This is a genomic window from Pseudomonas palleroniana, assembly GCF_003031675.1.
Classification (GTDB): Bacteria; Pseudomonadota; Gammaproteobacteria; order Pseudomonadales; family Pseudomonadaceae; genus Aquipseudomonas; species Aquipseudomonas palleroniana.
In genome coordinates this window covers 14,085-28,851 of the sequence record NZ_PYWX01000061.1, presented here as the reverse complement: position 1 = coordinate 28,851, position 14,767 = coordinate 14,085, and the positions used below count along the sequence as shown (strand labels likewise).

Here is a 14,767-nt window from a genome sequence, read left to right as displayed (position 1 = left end):
GCAAGCCCTAATGCCAGTCAGTCAAGGCTTGACGCGGTCATTGTGGGAGGGGGCTTGCTCCCGATGGGCCGCGAAGCGGCCCCAAAAATGGGCCTGCTACGCAGTCCAGCGGGAGCAAGCTCCCTCGCCACACGTTATCCGTCTTCCGCTCTATCGCTTAACTGACTGGCATTAGGCTTGCTCCCTCCCACTCTCAATAGTCTTTGCGTTTTCTGAACGCCCAGCGCCCGGCAATCAGGGTAAACGTCGCCACCAGTGCCACCAGGATCCAGAACCCCTCCGGGTCGGTAGAGAGCGGCACTCCGCCCACGTTCATGCCAAAAAAACCGGCAATGATGTTGATCGGCAGCGCCAGCACCGTCACCACAGTGAGGGTAAACAGCGTGCGGTTGCTTTGTTCGTTGAGGTTGGCCGCGATCTCTTCCTGCAACAGCTTGATGCGTTCACCCAGGGCCGTGAGGTCGTTGATGATCAGCGCGAACTCCTCGGTGGATTTACGCAACTCCTTCACGTCTTCCTTTTGCAGCCATTGCGGCGGGCGATTGAGCAGGCGCAGCAGCGAGCCCGGCTCCAAGGCCAGCAGGCGTTGCAGTCGCACCAGCACGCGGCGCGCGGCCCCCAGTTCGGCGCGGTTGGTGGATAACCGCGAGGACAGCAACTGGTCTTCGATCTGGTCGACGCTGAGGCTGGTCTTGCGCACGATCTGTGTCAGCACTTCGCCTTGATCGCGCAATAAATGCACAAGCAACTCCAGAGGGGAGCGGAAGTGTTCACCGGCCTTGACCGACGAGCGCAGTTTGTCCACCGAGTGCAACGGTTGCAGGCGCGCACTCACCAGCAAGCGGCTACGGGCGCAGACCCACAGCGTGGAAATATCCGATGAAACCATGCTGCTGAAGTTGAACACCACGTCGTTGACCACCGCCAGCAGCGCCGAGTCGACGTGCTCGATACGCGTGGAGCGCGAGCCTTCGTGCAGCGCCTCGAAAAACTCCTCGGGCAATGCCAGATGCGCCTGCATCCAACGCTGGCAGGCCGCGTGGGCCAGGTTCAAGTGCAACCACAGGAACTCGTCTGGATCGGACGGTTCCTGCAAGGCCTTGAGCGCGGTGGCCGAATCGATCTGCTCGCCTTTTTCGCCGGGTCGGAAACGAAAACCGTAAAGCAGGCCAAACAGGTCGGAATCCTGATGGCCGTGGTCGATGCTGTGGTTCATGGCGGCTCGCAGAGAAAGCGCCTGTAGGACGTTTCACAGGTTCGCGTGGGCGAATCATTGCAAGGATGTTTGACAATTTTGTGACCGTTTCAAGGTTCTGGCGGTACGTGAAGACAATTTTTTGACCACTGGTCAGCTAGGCTCAATATGCGTCTGGAACAGCCGATCCAGCGTATGAGTACCCTGTGCAGCAGCGGTGCCTTTGATGACAGGGACGTTGCGGCGTGCATGCACCATTTCCCTTGTATCGAGGCGTTACCCCGATGAATGTTTTGCGAACCTCCTTGAGAGCACAAATCCTGTCGCTGCTTGGTGGCAGCTTGTTGGCGATGTTGTTGATCGCCCTGGCCTGTTTCAATTTCCTCTCCAATGGGGTGCAGAGTTATCGCAGTTTGATCGAGGGGCCCTTGCTCACCTCACAGTTGATCGATGAAGCCAACCTGCAATTCAAGGTGCAGGTGCAGGAATGGAAAAACGTGTTGTTGCGCGGCAAGCAGCCTCAGGACATGAACAAATATTGGGGCCAGTTCCAGGACCGCCAACGTGATGTGCAAGGCATCCTCACGCGGCTGGTGACCCAGACCCGGGAAGACCCGGCCTTGAGCAAACGGATCGAGACCCTGCGTCAGGAACATCAGCAATTGGGTCTGGCTTACGAAAAAGGGCGTGACGCCTATGTGGCCGCGGGCGCCGACCCGACCGCCGGCGACAACGCTGTCAAAGGTGTGGATCGCGCCGCCAGTGAGCAAATGAGCGCGCTGGTCAGCGACCTGCGTGAGCAAGGCCAGAAACAATCCTTGAGCATCAGCGCCCATGCCGAGCGCACGGTGATGCTGGGCCTGGCGATCATGCTGCTGTCGGGCGTGCTCATCGGTGTGTTCAGCCTGTTCTTGATCAACCGCAATTTGATTCTGCCAATTCGTGGCTTGATCGACTACGTCACCCAACTCAGCCATGGGCGCTTTGCCGAACGCGTCGCCAGTCGCCGTCAGGATGAGTTGGGCCATTTGGCTGCGGCAGCCAATACCCTGCGCGACTTTCTGGCCGAAACTTTCAGCCGCCTGCAGCGCAGCGCCACCGATCTGGTCAGTGCCAGCGGTGAGTTGAATTCGATTGCCGGGCAAATGGCAACCGGCACTCATGAACAATTCAACCGCACCGACCAGGTGGCCACGGCCATGACTGAAATGTCCACCACCGCCCAGGAAGTTGCCCGCCACGCCGCCAGCGCTTCGCGTGCGGCGGATGAGGCTGACCAGTCGGCCCGTGAAGGCGGCGAAGTGATGCAAGTGACCATTGCCACCATCGGCCAGATGCGCACTGAAATCCTCAATACCGGCACCATCATCCGCCGCCTGGAAACCGACAGTGTGCGTATCGGCAAGGTCCTGGAAGTGATCCGCGGCATTGCCGAACAAACCAACCTGCTGGCGCTCAACGCAGCCATTGAAGCGGCGCGGGCAGGTGAAGCCGGGCGTGGCTTTGCGGTGGTGGCCGATGAAGTCCGCAGCCTGGCGCAACGCACGGCGGCGTCGATCATCGAGATCAACCAGATCATTGAGGCGGTGCAAACCGGTGCGGTGGATGCGGCCGAGGCGATTGTCAGCGGCCAGTCCTGCAGTGACGACAGCGTGTTGAAAGTCACCCAGGCTGGCGAGATGCTCACTCATATCACCCAGGCAGTGGAAGCGATCCGTGACATGAACCGTCAGATCGCCACGGCGGCCGAAGAACAGACGTCGGTGGCCGAAGATATCTCATGCAACATCACCCAGATCACCACGGTTGCCACGGCAAACATGGACAACGTGCAGCGCACTGAAGCGGCCAGCCAGAACCTGCGCAGCTTGTCTGCGCAGTTGAATGAAGTGACGGCGCGCCTGGGCGCGTGATCAGGGCAGGGGCAAGTGGAAGCTGAATTGGGTGCCGTGCTGTGCATGGGTGGTCACGTTCAGCTCACCGCCATGGGCGTCGGCAATCTGCTGGACGATATACAACCCCAGGCCCAGACCGGTCTGGGACGTACCGGGAAGCGGGCGTGAGAAAGGCTGGAACAGGCGCGGCAATGCTTGCTCACTGATCTGACCGGCGTTTTTCACCGCCACTATCAAATGATCATGCTCGATCTTCGCCGTGACGTACACCGGGCTGGTCCGGTTGCCGTGATGGAGGGCGTTGACGAGCAGGTTGCAGAGCAGTTGCGCCAGGCGCTCGCGGTCGCCATACACGCCGTGCAGTTCGCCGATGTCGGCGTGAATCAGCCGCTGCGGGTGCGCGCTTTGCACCTCGGCCACCACCTGGCCTAGAGCCTCCTGCAAATCCACGCAGTCGGTGAGGCGCAGGGCAATGCCGCTGCCCATTCGGCTACGGGTGAAGTCCAATACATCTTCGACCCGCTGTGACGCACGTTGCGCGTTGGCGAGGATATGGCGCACCAGTGAGTCGGTCGTCGGGTTGGGGTGTTTGTCCAGCAGCCGCTCGGCACCGAAGTTGACGGCAAACAGCGGATTGCGCAGGTCGTGCCCCAGTGCGCCGATGAGTTGCTCGCGCAGCTCGGCGGTGCCGCGTTCTTCCTGCGAGTCGGTTTCAGTTCGTGGCCGGTTTTCTTCGGCTTCGATTTGCAACGAGAGCACCCGGGCAAACCCCTCCATGATCGATTGGAGGGGGCTGTCACGCAGGGACGCGGGCTTGGGGTCGAGTGCGCAGATCGTGCCGAAGAAACTGCCGTCGGTGCGGAATACCGGCACGGCAATATAGCTTTCAAACACGTAGATACGTGGGGTGTGGTGGTTGCGGTAGATCGGATCTTCGCTGGCCTTGTCGATCACAACGCAATCATGTGAACGGTGAATGTCGTAGCAGATCGTGGTGGTCAGGTCCAACTCGCCGCCCACGCCGATGCCGTAGTTCAGTTGATCGAGCACGGCGCATGCGGTCCAGTTATCGTCGGTCACCCGGGATACGGCGGCAAAGCGCAGGCCGGCCATATCGCAGATGACCTTGAGCATCGCGGGCACGGCATTGATTCGGCCAATCATGGCGACGTCGGCGATCCTTTGCTCCATGCGGCAGCCTCGACCTTGTGGGCGTCGGGCGTTATGCCCTGGCCAGACAGTGAGATTCTACGACCTTGCGCGCCGTAGGTGTCATTTCATCCGAGGGTAGCAAACAGGCTCTGCTTCAGGCGTTCAAACGCCCATAAAAAAACCGCGTCACCCGAAGGTGACGCGGTTTTTTCAAGTTCGACTCAAGTGTCTTGCTTGTCTTCCAGCACGGTGCCGGTCTTGGCATCGAGCTTGACTTCAAACTTCTTGCCGGTGGTATCGGTGATGTCCACCTCATACACCAGCACACCGTTTTTGTGGTCCAGCTCGGTATCGGTGATGGTCGCGCCAGGGTGTTTGGCCAGGGCAGCGGCGTTGAGCTTCTGGAAGTCCATTACCTGGCCGGATTTGAGCAAACTGGGAATCTGGTCCGGGCGCACATCGGCTTGGGCCAGGCCGGCAGTCAGGGTCAGGGCGGCGGCGGCGAACAGGGCGGTCAGACTTTTCATCGTGTGTTTCCTTTTTCGGGTGAGCTGTTTAAGTGGGCTCAGGTTATCCAGTGCAACTTAATTCACCCTTAATTAGTTCAAGCCGTTACGCCGTTCGTTCAATCCGCCATGCCCCTGATTTTTTAATAACCGTGATCGGCCAGCAACTGCTTCACGTTCGACGACGGGAAGCGATTGTAGAACTTCAACAGTTCAGCGGCGCGGTTGGTGAAAATGCCATCAACCCCGGCGTCCATGACTTTCTTGAAGTCCACCGGTTCGTCCACGGTGTAGACATGCACCAGCAGGCCCTTGTCGTGGGTCAGCTTGTTCATTTCAGGCTTGACCAGGTCGGTGTAGCTCTGGTCGCCATGGTGGGTCAGCTCGGCCGAAGGGCCGGTGCCGATGGCGCCGAGGCTCTTGGCGTCGTCGACCCATTTTTCGAACTCGGCGGCGTCCTTCGGCTCTTGCTTGGCGTAGTAGGCGGCCTTGGTCGGCTCGCCGGACTCGGCGAATGTCTGCGTGGATTTTGGCTCGATGCTGCCGGCACCGACCCATAGCAGCAAGATTTTCGGAGTGTTGGGCATTTCTTTTTGCAGCTCTTTCAAGCTGTCTTTTTCAAACGTCTGCAACACCACGCGGCCTTTACCCTGGCCGACGCCAGTGTTGCTCTTGCCCAGCTTGGAGCCGGCGGAGCTCAACCAGCCTTTATCCAGCAGCTTGTTTTTCAGGTCGGCTTCGATGCCCGGGAACTGCTTGGGCTCCTTGGTCTCGATGTACAGGCCGGGTTTGTGCTGCGGGTTGCCTTCGGCGATCTTGATGATGTCATCCAGGCTCTGGATTTTCAGGCCCACGAACCCTGGACGGGCGCGGTCCGGGTAGGCGGCGTTGAACCAGCTGCCGGCATCCAGGGTGCGCAGTTCGGCCCAGGTGAATTCGTTGGCCGGGGCATCTTTGCGTTCCGGGAATTTGCTGGCTACGTCGGTGGTGCGTTGCAGGTTGTTGTCGTGCAAGGCGAACAGGACACCGTCCTTGCTGCGCTGCAGGTCCATTTCCAGGTAGTCGGCGCCCAAATCGCGTGCCACCTTGTAGGCGGCGGCGGTGGACTCAGGAGCGTCGTAGGAAGCGCCACGGTGGGCGATGACCGCCGGGTACGGAATGCCTTCGCTTGTCGCCAATTCAGCCGGGCTGATCGGTTCGGCTGCCTGTGCGGGGCCAAGGCCGAGCATCAGCGCGAGCATCAAGGCACTGCCGATAGTGGTGGGCACCGGGCCGTTGGAAAACGTGACAGGCATATGCGAAGTCCTTTCGTGGAGGTAACTTTGAGAAGGCGTCCTTTTTAACAATTGATTGCGAATGGCGCTATCACCAAACCGACATTAACGTGCGCACGGGCCGATTTTTGGGTTTTTTTGTGCAGTCTTGCAGTACTCTTGCCCCAAGCTGCCCCGTCAGAGGGCCGAATTTTTGTGCCACGCGTGTAAACCATCTTTCCAGTCCCAGTGGGACTTTTCAGTGAGGTTTACCATGCGCATCACCTCCGAGCTTATCTGCCAGGCCGCCGACCAACTCCACGGTTTTGTCGGCCTTAACCGTAAAAGCGGCCAGTACATCGTGCGTTTCAGCGAAGATGCCTTTGGCATGGACGTGGCCGATGACGGCATCATCCCGACGGCCGAATTTGTCTGGTTGCCCGCGGTCGACCACACCATGACCTTGTCCCGCGAGCGCATTCAGTTGCTGCTGGATCAAAATATCGATGACCGCCTCAACATCACCGAGCCGTTGCGTGTGTATATGCGCCGGGTGGAAATCCCGCCGATCAGTGCCTTGCGCAGTCTGGTCAGTTAATTGCGCGCAAAACCGTAGGCCCGCTCCACCTTGCACACCCGCGTTTGAAACGCCGAGTACCAGGTGGCGCGGCCTTGTTCGCGCACCGCACAATGTTCTGCCTGCTGCTTCCAGGCCAGGATGGCCGCCTCGCTGCTCCAGTAGGACACGGTGATGCCCAGGCCGTCTTCGCGTGCCGATTCCACGCCGAGGAACCCGGGTTGTTCACGTGCCAGTTCCAGCATGCGTGCAGCGGCCTGGCCGTAGCCTTGATCACCCTCGGTGCGCAGGGAGCTGAAAATAACCGCGTAGTAGGGCGGGGACGGGGTAGTGGCGATCATCGCGACGCTCCTTGGCAAGCTTGCAGCAACGCTGTCGCCAGTGGCGGTGGGGTGCCTTTGAGGGCTGCCCGCTCCGGCTGGAACAGGGTGGCGACGAAAAACGGATGGTCCAGCAGCTCCACGGCGCGCAGATCGCCTGCCGAGTCATGGCCGCTGGCAATCAGGTCGCCTTCAAGCAGCGCGTTGGCGAACTCGGGGTTGATGCCATAGCGGCAGCGATAGCCTTCATCGATATCCAGGGCGCCGTAGGCCTCGGCAATGCGGGTGTAAGGCGTCAGGCGCACGCTGTCGGTCGCCTCTACCAGGGCGCAGCTCAGGGGGGCGATCACGGCGCGCTTGGCATCGGGCGCCAGTTCGCCATGTTCGGCATCCGCCCAGCCCAGCACATGGCGCGCATATTCCAGCACGGCGTGTTGAAAACCGCCGCAAGTGCCGAGGAAAGGGCGCTTTTGCTCGCGGGCAAATCGAATCGCCCGCAGTGCGCCGTCGGCGTCGCGATAGGGGCTGGCGGGCACGCACCAGAAGCCATCGAAGTGGCGCAGGGTTGTGTGCGGTGTGAGGGTGTCGGTATCCAGCCACTGCACGTCAATCTTGAGTTTCAAGGCGTCGGCCGCTTGTTGCAAGGCGATCGGAATGGCCTGGTGGGCAATCACGTCGGGGTTGTAGTCGCCGATCAGGGCGAGGTGCAGAGCGCTGGGTTTCATCGGGTACGGCCTATGGCTTGTGGTGTTCTGGGGCGCACTATAGATTGGCGTTCACGCAATCAATATTGGCGTTTGCCCACATGCTCAATGCAGCGACGCACTATTCAATCGACTATCCCGACCTGTCACTGATTCTCGCGCTGGTACGCGGTGGCACTCTGGCGCGGGCGGCGACATTGCTGCGGGTGGATGTGTCCACGGTGTTCCGCGCCGTGCGCCGGTTGGAAGCCGCCTTGGGCCAGACATTGTTTGAAAAAAGCCGCAGCGGTTATTTGCCTACCAGCCTGGCAAGCCATCTTGCGCAACAGGCCGAACGTGCCGAGCAGGCCCTGGAGGCGGCGCGTATCGGTGTGGAGCAGGGCGGTGAAGTGATCAGCGGCACGGTGCGCCTGACCTGTACCGATTCGGTGTTGCAAGGCTTGCTGTTGCCGGCCCTGGCGCAGTTCATGCCCGAATACCCGGCGCTGACCCTGGAGTTGAGCACCTCCAATCATTTCGCCAACCTCAGTCGGCGTGATGCGGATATCGCCCTACGCCTGACCAGGACGCCGCCGGAGCATCTGGTGGGGCGCTGCCTGGGCACCGTCCGCTATCAAGTGTGTGCCAGCGCCGAGTATGCGCGCCGGCACGCGGGGCGTGAGTTGGCCGACCTGGCCTGGATCGCACCGGATGATTTTCTGCCGGATCACCCCACGGTGACCTGGCGCCGCGAGCACTTGCCGGGTGTACGCCCCAGCTACCGCTGCAACAGTATGTTGTCGGTGACCGAACTGGTGCGCACGGGATTGGGCGTTGCAGCGCTGCCGGACTTTCTATTGGGCGATGGCCTGCAACCCCTGAGCCCTGCATTGGAGGGGCGTGACACCGCGCTATGGCTGCTGACGCGCCCGGATTGTCGGGCGCTGCGCTCGGTGGTGGCGTTGTTCGATGAGCTGGGACGGCATGTACGCTGGCCGCGGCGCTAGGTTTTTCGCACAAACTGCTCATGCATTTCGCACGTCAGGGTTTCGATACGCTCGGTCAGTTGCTTGGTCATTTCCGTCAGCCGGGTGTTTTGCTCCAGTAGTTCCAGCAGCTGCCTGGTGGTCTGCGCGGCCTGGGCCTGGCGCTCGGTATTGGCGATGGCCAGGGCTTCGCGGTGTTGCGCATCGGCGTCGGACTGGGCTTTGTCTCGCGCCGCCTGGCGTGTCTGGGCCAGCAGGATCAGCGGTGCGGCGTAGGCTGACTGCAGGCTGAAGGCCAGGTTGAGCAGGATAAACGGGTACACGTCGAAGTGCGTGACGCCGCTCATGTTCAGCGCGACCCACAACACCACGATTGCGGTTTGCGCGCCGAGGAAGGTCGGCGTGCCAAAGAAGCGTGCAAAGGCTTCCGCCTTGAGGGCAAAGGTATCGTTGCCGAAGGTCGGCGCGAGGTGAGCGTGGCCTCGGTGAAAGCGCAGGTGGTCGACCGGCGCGGCTTCTGGTTTGTCTGGGGTCATGGCGGGGGCGAATCCTTGGCGTGAACACAGTCAGCACTATAAACCGAGCCCCCGGCCAGGCACATGAAGAACGAGTCAGCTGTGGCCCCGCTCATTGGCAAACGCACTGACCGCCTGCACCGCCTCGCCGGTGCCTTCGCGAATCTGCAGGATTACCGTGCCGGCCTGGTTGGCCAACTCCACGCCTTGGGCTGCGCGGTCACGGGTCGTGCCCATGCTGTCGATGGCTTGGCGGGTTTCTTCCTGGATCATCGCAATCATGCTGGATATCTCCGTCGTCGAGCCGCTGGTGCGTGCCGCCAATTGCCGCACTTCATCGGCCACCACGGCAAAACCACGGCCTTGCTCGCCGGCCCGTGCGGCCTCGATGGCGGCGTTGAGGGCCAGCAGGTTGGTCTGGTCGGCAATGCCACGAATAGTATTGACGATGGCGGTGATCTGCTGCGAACGCTCGCCGAGCTTGGCGATCAGTTGCGAAGAGGCATCAATGTCCACGGCAATTTCACGCATGCCCGTGGCGGTTTTCTGAATCACTTCAGCGCCTTTTTCCGCCATGTCCTGTGTGTTCAGGGACAGGTGGTAAGCCTGTGCAGCGCTTTGCGCATCGGCGGCATGTTGCAGCACCCGAGCGGTCACATCCGAGGCGAACTTGACCACTTTGCACAGGCGTCCGCTGGCGTCGTACACCGGGTTGTAGTTGGCCTCCAGCCACAGGGTCTGGCCGTGTTTATCGATGCGCTCGAACTGGCCGTTGAACAGTTCGCCCTGGTTCAGACGGTTCCAGAACGCACTGTATTCGGGGCTGTTGGCCAACTCCGGCTTACAGAACAGGCGGTGATGCTTGCCCTGGATCTGCGCCAGGGTGTAGCCCATGCGCTGCAGGAAGTTCGCATTGGCGGTGATGATGGTGCCGTCGAGGTTGAACTCGATCATCGCCATGGCACGGTCGATGGCCTGCAGCTTGGCATTGGCTTCGCTTTCGGCCTGCAGGCGCGGGGTGACGTCCATGGCGTACTTCACCACTTTGATCACGCTGCCGGACTCATCGCGTACCGGGTTATAGCTGGCCTCCAGCCACACCGACTGCCCATCGCCGGCGACTCGCTCAAAGGTGCCGGACTGGAATTGGCCATTACGCAGGTGCGTCCACAACTGGTTGTACTCGGCGCTGCGGGCGAACGCCGGGGTGCAAAACATCCGATGGGGCTGGCCCAGGATCTGCTCGGCGCGGTAGTTCATGGTCTTGAGGAAGTTGTCGTTGGCCCGCAGCACGCGACCTTGCAGGTCGAATTCGATCACCGCCATGGACCGCTCGATGGCGTCCAGCAGGCTGGCTTGCTGGGCGTTGGTGTGCTGCAGGGTACTGATGGTTTTTTTATGGGCGTTGAATAGCATGTCGGGGGGCTCGGGCAAGCATGCGTAGGAGAAGGCATCCATGTATATGCGCCTGACCCCGTAGGGCGCGGGGCCTCACGGTTGACGTGCTCATTGTCAGCTTCCTTGTGCTGACAGCGGGAGTGGAACAGCGGATTCAGAGTGTTCAGCTTGCCAAGAAGTTCGCCCCTGGAGCAGGACCATTATTGGGCAGCCGACCAATGGCGGCATTATGCTATTGCTTTGGCGCTGCGACAGAGGATTCAGACGGGAAGTTGTAGGACAACTCAGGCGGAACAGGCGACCGCGTATTCACTGACCTTGACCCGGTTGCGCCCGGTTTTCTTGGCCACATAGAGGGCACGGTCGGCGGCGTTGAGCCACATGACGGCATCGCTGAAAACCGGTTGGAAGTCCGCCAGGCCGATGCTCAGGCTGATGCGCAACTCGGGGATCTGCGGGTTGCGATAGTTACTGAAGGTTTCACGCATGCGCTCCATGACGAGCACCGCTTCCTGCAGGGGCATCTTCGGAAGAATCACACAGAATTCATCGCCGCCGTAACGCCCTGCGAAGTCGTTTTCCCGCAGGTGCTGGCGCAATAGTTGGCTCAGTTGGCGCAGCACGGTATCGCCGACGATATGGCCGTGAGTGTCATTGATCTGCTTGAAGTGGTCGATATCGATCAATGCGATGGTGGCCTGGCCTTGTTGCTGCTGGCACTTATGGAACTTGAGGTTCAGCAGGTCTTTCCACGAGCCGTGGTTGAGCAGGCCGGTCAGGCTGTCGATACGGCTAAGGGCGCTGAGGGTGCGTTTGTGCTCCGACAGTTTGATCGCCAGTTGATAGCAGACCATGCCGATGGCCATCGGGTAGAGCGTCAGCATCGGCAGGCAGGTGTAGACCTGGACGGGGCTGACATTGGGATTGAACGTGATCCCAAAGCACCACCACGCGATGCCGATTCCGCCCGCTTGTGCCACCAGCCCGCGCAGGAACAAACGCTTGCCGCCCGCCGCGACGTTGTTCATGGTCATCATCGACAGAATGGTCACGGTTGCCAGTGGTGTGAATTGGATGGCCGCGGCCCAGAAGCCTCCAAACAGTGAGTCATAGAGCATGTTGCGTTGCTCGGCCTGATAGGGGAAAGGCGAGCGGGTAGAAAGCAGGTAGGCCACATGTGCCCAGGCATACCCGTTGAACAACAGCAAGGCCCACACCCAGCCGGGCATCGACAAGGGGGACAACGCTCCGATCACGCTGATGCTGCCGATACCCAGGCCGATAATCCTTGGCTTGTAGATACGCCTGGCAAATGAAAGCCCTTTGCCTCGTTTGTTTTCCATAGGTCTTGGGTCAGCTCTGTTTTTGCAGATACGGCAGCAAGTGTCAGTGGTTTAAACCGCTGATCGGATTAGGGATGTGAATATTGTCAGTGATTCGTGTGGGAATAATTAGTGTCCTTCCAGGCCATTTGTGCCGAGAAGCGTACGAATACATTAAAAGCGACCTTAAGTGTCGTTCCAGGGCAAGTATCAGCGCAGGTGGGCCGAAGGTATTTCGTAGCCCGCCAGGAACAAGTCGATTGCCGACTCGATAACATGGGCCTGGGCGGCGGTGTCGAGGGTGGGTTGGCCCAGGGTGATCTGCGGCCAGAAGGCAAAGGCCTTGAGCAGGCTCTGGATCTGGTGGGCGGCAAAGGCCGGGTCGGTGCAAGACAGGCGGCCATCGTCCCGCGCTGCTCGCACCCACTGGGTAAAGCCTTCTTCGCGCTGGCTCAGACGGTTGACCATGTCTTGCGCACGTTCCGGTGAATGGATGGTGGCGGCGATGGCAACGCGGGCCAGGTCTAGAAAGTTGGTGTCCGACATCATCTTCATCTTCGCTTCCAGCAGCCCGCGCAATTGCTCGCGCAGCGGGCGGTCGCTGGTGTAGATCACATCCAGTTGCGCGACGGTGCTGGCCCAGAGCTGGTGGAGGATCTCTGCGAACAACTCTTCCTTGCTGGGGAAATGGTTGTACACCGTGCGCTTGGAAACACCGGCGGTGGCGGCGATCTTGTCCATACTGGTGACCTCGAACCCATTTGCCCGGAACTCGGCGATGGCCGCCACTACGATAGCTTCGCGTTTGCGGTCAGTGAGGCGTTGAGGTGCAGTCGCAGTCATGGATAGCATTCGGCTCTGAAAGGAAAATTACACTGGGTAGTTTACTTGCTCCGAGATTTGTTGCAATGTAGAAACTACACTGTGCAGTGTAAGTTTGCCGCGCAGTGTAATTTATGCGCGGACCCCCAGGAGTCACTCTGCAATGGCCACCCTCTCAACCCGACTCGACCCGGCGCCGGCAGCGCTCAAACCTGCCGAGCAGGACCAGGGACACTTCAGCAACGACGCCCCGGTACAGCACGGTGGTTTTGGCAAGACGTTGCGTATTTTCTGGAACATGCTGTTCAACAAACCGCGCAGCACGCGCCCGGTAGGCGCGATCCCGGTGCAACCGCTGACCCGCGAGCAATTGTTGGCCGCCCCGGACCACAGCGTGTTCCGCCTGGGGCATTCCACCGTGCTGCTGAAAATGCGCGGTAAGTTCTGGCTAACCGACCCAGTGTTTGCCGAGCGCGCCTCACCGTTCAGTTGGGCCGGCCCCAAGCGGTTCCACCAGCCACCTATCAGTCTCGAAGAGCTGCCGCCATTGGAGGCGGTGATTCTTTCCCACAATCACTACGACCACCTTGACCGCAAGGCGGTCGTGCAACTGGCCGACAAGACGCGATACTTTCTCGCGCCATTGGGCGTGGGGGACATCCTGATCAAATGGGGCGTCGACACCAGCAAAGTGCGTCAGTTGGATTGGTGGCAGGGCACCGAGGTGGAGGGCATACGTTTTGTCGCCACCCCTGCGCAACATTTTTCCGGGCGCGGCCTGTTCGATGCCAACCAGACGCTGTGGTGTTCCTGGGTGATGATCGATGGCCCGCGGCGGATCTTTTTCAGCGGCGATACCGGCTATTTCGACGGTTTCAAACGTATCGGCGAGCAGTACGGTCCGTTCGACCTGACGCTGATGGAAACCGGCGCCTACAACGTCGACTGGCCCCACGTGCACATGCAGCCGGAGCAAACCCTGCAAGCGCATATCGACCTCAAGGGCCGTTGGCTGCTGCCCATCCACAATGGCACCTTTGACCTGGCATTCCATGCGTGGCACGAGCCCTTCGATCGCATCATGGCCCTGGCGTGGGAGCGCAGTGTGTCGATCACCACGCCGGCGATGGGACAGATGTTCAATCTGAACCAGCCGGAGCGTGGGCATGCATGGTGGCTGGACGTGGAAACCCAAGGCACGCAAGAGCCGCTCGTGAGCTGAACACCGAGGTAACCGAAAAAGGATTTTTCAGCGTGTTTCAGCGCTGCGACAGCGGCAGGAAGAGGGTGCGATGATCCCCGAAACATCATGCTTCGGGGGTAATTCTGATGGAAGACAAGTGTAGGAAAATCTGGCCGCAGGCTTCGCCTTGCCGGCCTGGGCAATTGTTGCCAGCGTTCGCAGAACCCTGTGCACCGCCCGCTACAGCGTCCAACGCTCCTGCCGACAGTGCGAGCCCCCGCGGTATTGCTTTCGATACCGACTCCCACCCCCATGCGCCAATCGGTGTGCTCATCCCCGGATACAGCGTGCCGGGGTCTTCCATCAAACCCGTGCGTGACCCTTCGTTATCGCTGATCGCCTTGAGTGGCGTCGAGCCCGAGACGCCGGTGATGGTGGCGGTGCCGCTGGTGCGGAACAACAGCTCGTTCGCCACCGCGCAATCACTGGCGGGGTGGCGTGTAGGCTTTGCCGACCGCTATGTCCGTAGTAGTGATCACGAACCGATTGAGCACAGCGCCGCCTTCCTGTGTGCACTGGACACCCTGCGTCAGGCCGCTGTGCAGTTGGTGCCGGTGGCCGCACAACGCATGGATGACACGGCCAGGTTTTGCGCGCATACCCGTAATGAAATCGACGACCTCACGTTGGCATATCGTCTTGATGCCCTGGTGTCTGATGGCAGCAGCGCGGCCTTTCATGGTGCTTGCGGGAGCGGCTATCCACGCCTGGAGGCACCACTCGAAGGTGGGGGCACGCTGTACTTCTACGGCTCGCGCCGGGCACGGGATTCGCTGATGGCATTGGTGCAGGGCTACAAAAATAAGGTCGCTTGCCTCGCGGCGGGCAGGGCGCAAACTACCGCTGATGTTGAGTAATCCCACGCTGTGAACGGGCTGGGTCTCGCTGCTGGGAAGGAGG

14 protein-coding genes and 2 pseudogenes are annotated in these 14,767 nt (G+C 60.5%); 5 read left to right on the top strand and 11 right to left on the bottom strand.

What is annotated here, in order from left to right; translation table 11 throughout:
- Nucleotides 1–193: 193 nt before the first annotated feature.
- Nucleotides 194–1,216 carry a transporter gene (locus C9383_RS20040; protein ID WP_060757222.1) on the bottom strand — a complete coding sequence of 341 codons (1,023 nt, stop codon included), beginning with the start codon at nucleotides 1,214–1,216 and terminating at the stop codon, nucleotides 194–196.
- 263 nt (nucleotides 1,217–1,479) lie between these two features.
- Here C9383_RS20040 and C9383_RS20035 point away from each other — a divergent pair, with 263 nt between their 5' ends.
- Nucleotides 1,480–3,108, top strand: coding sequence for a methyl-accepting chemotaxis protein (locus C9383_RS20035; RefSeq protein WP_090369014.1), 1,629 nt, complete (start codon nucleotides 1,480–1,482; stop codon nucleotides 3,106–3,108).
- On the opposite strand, the gene C9383_RS20030 is transcribed toward C9383_RS20035, so the two are convergent.
- The 3 genes from C9383_RS20030 to C9383_RS20020 form a co-directional block, all read right to left on the bottom strand.
- A complete protein-coding gene (locus tag C9383_RS20030) occupies nucleotides 3,109–4,281 on the bottom strand; it encodes a sensor histidine kinase (protein ID WP_090369015.1) in 1,173 nt (390 codons plus the stop codon). It lies immediately after the preceding gene.
- 182 nt (nucleotides 4,282–4,463) lie between these two features.
- A complete protein-coding gene (locus C9383_RS20025) occupies nucleotides 4,464–4,769 on the bottom strand; it encodes a PepSY domain-containing protein (RefSeq protein ID WP_090369017.1) in 306 nt (101 codons plus the stop codon).
- Nucleotides 4,770–4,891: 122 nt separating this feature from the next.
- Nucleotides 4,892–6,043, bottom strand: coding sequence for a glycerophosphodiester phosphodiesterase (locus tag C9383_RS20020; RefSeq protein WP_090369019.1), 1,152 nt, complete (start codon nucleotides 6,041–6,043; stop codon nucleotides 4,892–4,894).
- Between the two features lie 232 nt (nucleotides 6,044–6,275).
- Between C9383_RS20020 and C9383_RS20015 the strand changes: the two genes are divergently transcribed.
- On the top strand, nucleotides 6,276–6,599 hold the full coding sequence (locus C9383_RS20015; protein WP_060757226.1) for a DUF2025 family protein: 324 nt from the start codon (nucleotides 6,276–6,278) through the stop codon (nucleotides 6,597–6,599).
- Here the strand turns inward: C9383_RS20015 and C9383_RS20010 are convergent.
- Nucleotides 6,596–6,919 (bottom strand): antibiotic biosynthesis monooxygenase family protein, encoded by a 324-nt coding sequence (locus C9383_RS20010; protein WP_060757227.1) that lies wholly within the window; start codon nucleotides 6,917–6,919, stop codon nucleotides 6,596–6,598. The genes C9383_RS20015 and C9383_RS20010 overlap by 4 nt on opposite strands.
- Nucleotides 6,916–7,623 (bottom strand): CTP synthase C-terminal region-related (seleno)protein, encoded by a 708-nt coding sequence (locus tag C9383_RS20005; RefSeq protein ID WP_090369021.1) that lies wholly within the window; start codon nucleotides 7,621–7,623, stop codon nucleotides 6,916–6,918. The genes C9383_RS20010 and C9383_RS20005 overlap by 4 nt, the downstream gene beginning before the upstream one ends.
- Nucleotides 7,624–7,703: 80 nt before the next feature.
- Between C9383_RS20005 and C9383_RS20000 the strand changes: the two genes are divergently transcribed.
- Nucleotides 7,704–8,588: a LysR family transcriptional regulator gene (locus C9383_RS20000; RefSeq protein ID WP_090369023.1), complete on the top strand. Its 885-nt coding sequence runs from the start codon at nucleotides 7,704–7,706 to the stop codon at nucleotides 8,586–8,588.
- Here the strand turns inward: C9383_RS20000 and C9383_RS19995 are convergent.
- The 5 genes and pseudogenes from C9383_RS19995 to C9383_RS19980 form a co-directional block, all read right to left on the bottom strand.
- A complete protein-coding gene (locus C9383_RS19995; protein WP_060757230.1) occupies nucleotides 8,585–9,103 on the bottom strand; it encodes a DUF1003 domain-containing protein in 519 nt (172 codons plus the stop codon). The genes C9383_RS20000 and C9383_RS19995 overlap by 4 nt on opposite strands.
- Before the next feature lie 75 nt (nucleotides 9,104–9,178).
- Nucleotides 9,179–9,616: pseudogene (locus C9383_RS28720) on the bottom strand (methyl-accepting chemotaxis protein); the annotation flags it as partial.
- A gap of 120 nt (nucleotides 9,617–9,736) precedes the next feature.
- A pseudogene (locus tag C9383_RS28715) lies at nucleotides 9,737–10,498 on the bottom strand (PAS domain-containing protein); the annotation flags it as partial.
- A 266-nt stretch (nucleotides 10,499–10,764) separates the two neighbouring features.
- Nucleotides 10,765–11,823, bottom strand: coding sequence for a diguanylate cyclase (locus C9383_RS19985; RefSeq protein ID WP_060757231.1), 1,059 nt, complete (start codon nucleotides 11,821–11,823; stop codon nucleotides 10,765–10,767).
- Nucleotides 11,824–12,012: 189 nt separating this feature from the next.
- On the bottom strand, nucleotides 12,013–12,645 hold the full coding sequence (locus C9383_RS19980; RefSeq protein ID WP_090369025.1) for a TetR/AcrR family transcriptional regulator: 633 nt from the start codon (nucleotides 12,643–12,645) through the stop codon (nucleotides 12,013–12,015).
- Nucleotides 12,646–12,787: 142 nt separating this feature from the next.
- Between C9383_RS19980 and C9383_RS19975 the strand changes: the two genes are divergently transcribed.
- Both C9383_RS19975 and C9383_RS19970 read left to right on the top strand, forming a co-directional pair.
- Entirely contained in the window at nucleotides 12,788–13,846 is a 1,059-nt protein-coding gene (locus C9383_RS19975) for an MBL fold metallo-hydrolase (protein WP_060757233.1), read from the top strand.
- A gap of 308 nt (nucleotides 13,847–14,154) precedes the next feature.
- Nucleotides 14,155–14,724, top strand: a complete 570-nt coding sequence (locus C9383_RS19970; RefSeq protein WP_234016665.1) for a hypothetical protein — start codon at nucleotides 14,155–14,157, stop codon at nucleotides 14,722–14,724.
- Nucleotides 14,725–14,767 lie beyond the last annotated feature (43 nt).

Coding starts and splice junctions, on each gene's coding strand:
- C9383_RS20030 (WP_090369015.1), bottom strand. CDS start 4,281: ATGGAGCAAAGGATCGCCGACGTCGCCATGATTGGCCGAATCAATGCC.
- C9383_RS20010 (WP_060757227.1), bottom strand. CDS start 6,919: ATGATCGCCACTACCCCGTCCCCGCCCTACTACGCGGTTATTTTCAGC.
- C9383_RS20025 (WP_090369017.1), bottom strand. CDS start 4,769: ATGAAAAGTCTGACCGCCCTGTTCGCCGCCGCCGCCCTGACCCTGACT.
- C9383_RS20040 (WP_060757222.1), bottom strand. CDS start 1,216: ATGAACCACAGCATCGACCACGGCCATCAGGATTCCGACCTGTTTGGC.
- C9383_RS19985 (WP_060757231.1), bottom strand. CDS start 11,823: ATGGAAAACAAACGAGGCAAAGGGCTTTCATTTGCCAGGCGTATCTAC.
- C9383_RS20005 (WP_090369021.1), bottom strand. CDS start 7,623: ATGAAACCCAGCGCTCTGCACCTCGCCCTGATCGGCGACTACAACCCC.
- C9383_RS19980 (WP_090369025.1), bottom strand. CDS start 12,645: ATGACTGCGACTGCACCTCAACGCCTCACTGACCGCAAACGCGAAGCT.
- C9383_RS20000 (WP_090369023.1), top strand. CDS start 7,704: ATGCTCAATGCAGCGACGCACTATTCAATCGACTATCCCGACCTGTCA.
- C9383_RS19995 (WP_060757230.1), bottom strand. CDS start 9,103: ATGACCCCAGACAAACCAGAAGCCGCGCCGGTCGACCACCTGCGCTTT.
- C9383_RS20035 (WP_090369014.1), top strand. CDS start 1,480: ATGAATGTTTTGCGAACCTCCTTGAGAGCACAAATCCTGTCGCTGCTT.
- C9383_RS20020 (WP_090369019.1), bottom strand. CDS start 6,043: ATGCCTGTCACGTTTTCCAACGGCCCGGTGCCCACCACTATCGGCAGT.
- C9383_RS20015 (WP_060757226.1), top strand. CDS start 6,276: ATGCGCATCACCTCCGAGCTTATCTGCCAGGCCGCCGACCAACTCCAC.
- C9383_RS19975 (WP_060757233.1), top strand. CDS start 12,788: ATGGCCACCCTCTCAACCCGACTCGACCCGGCGCCGGCAGCGCTCAAA.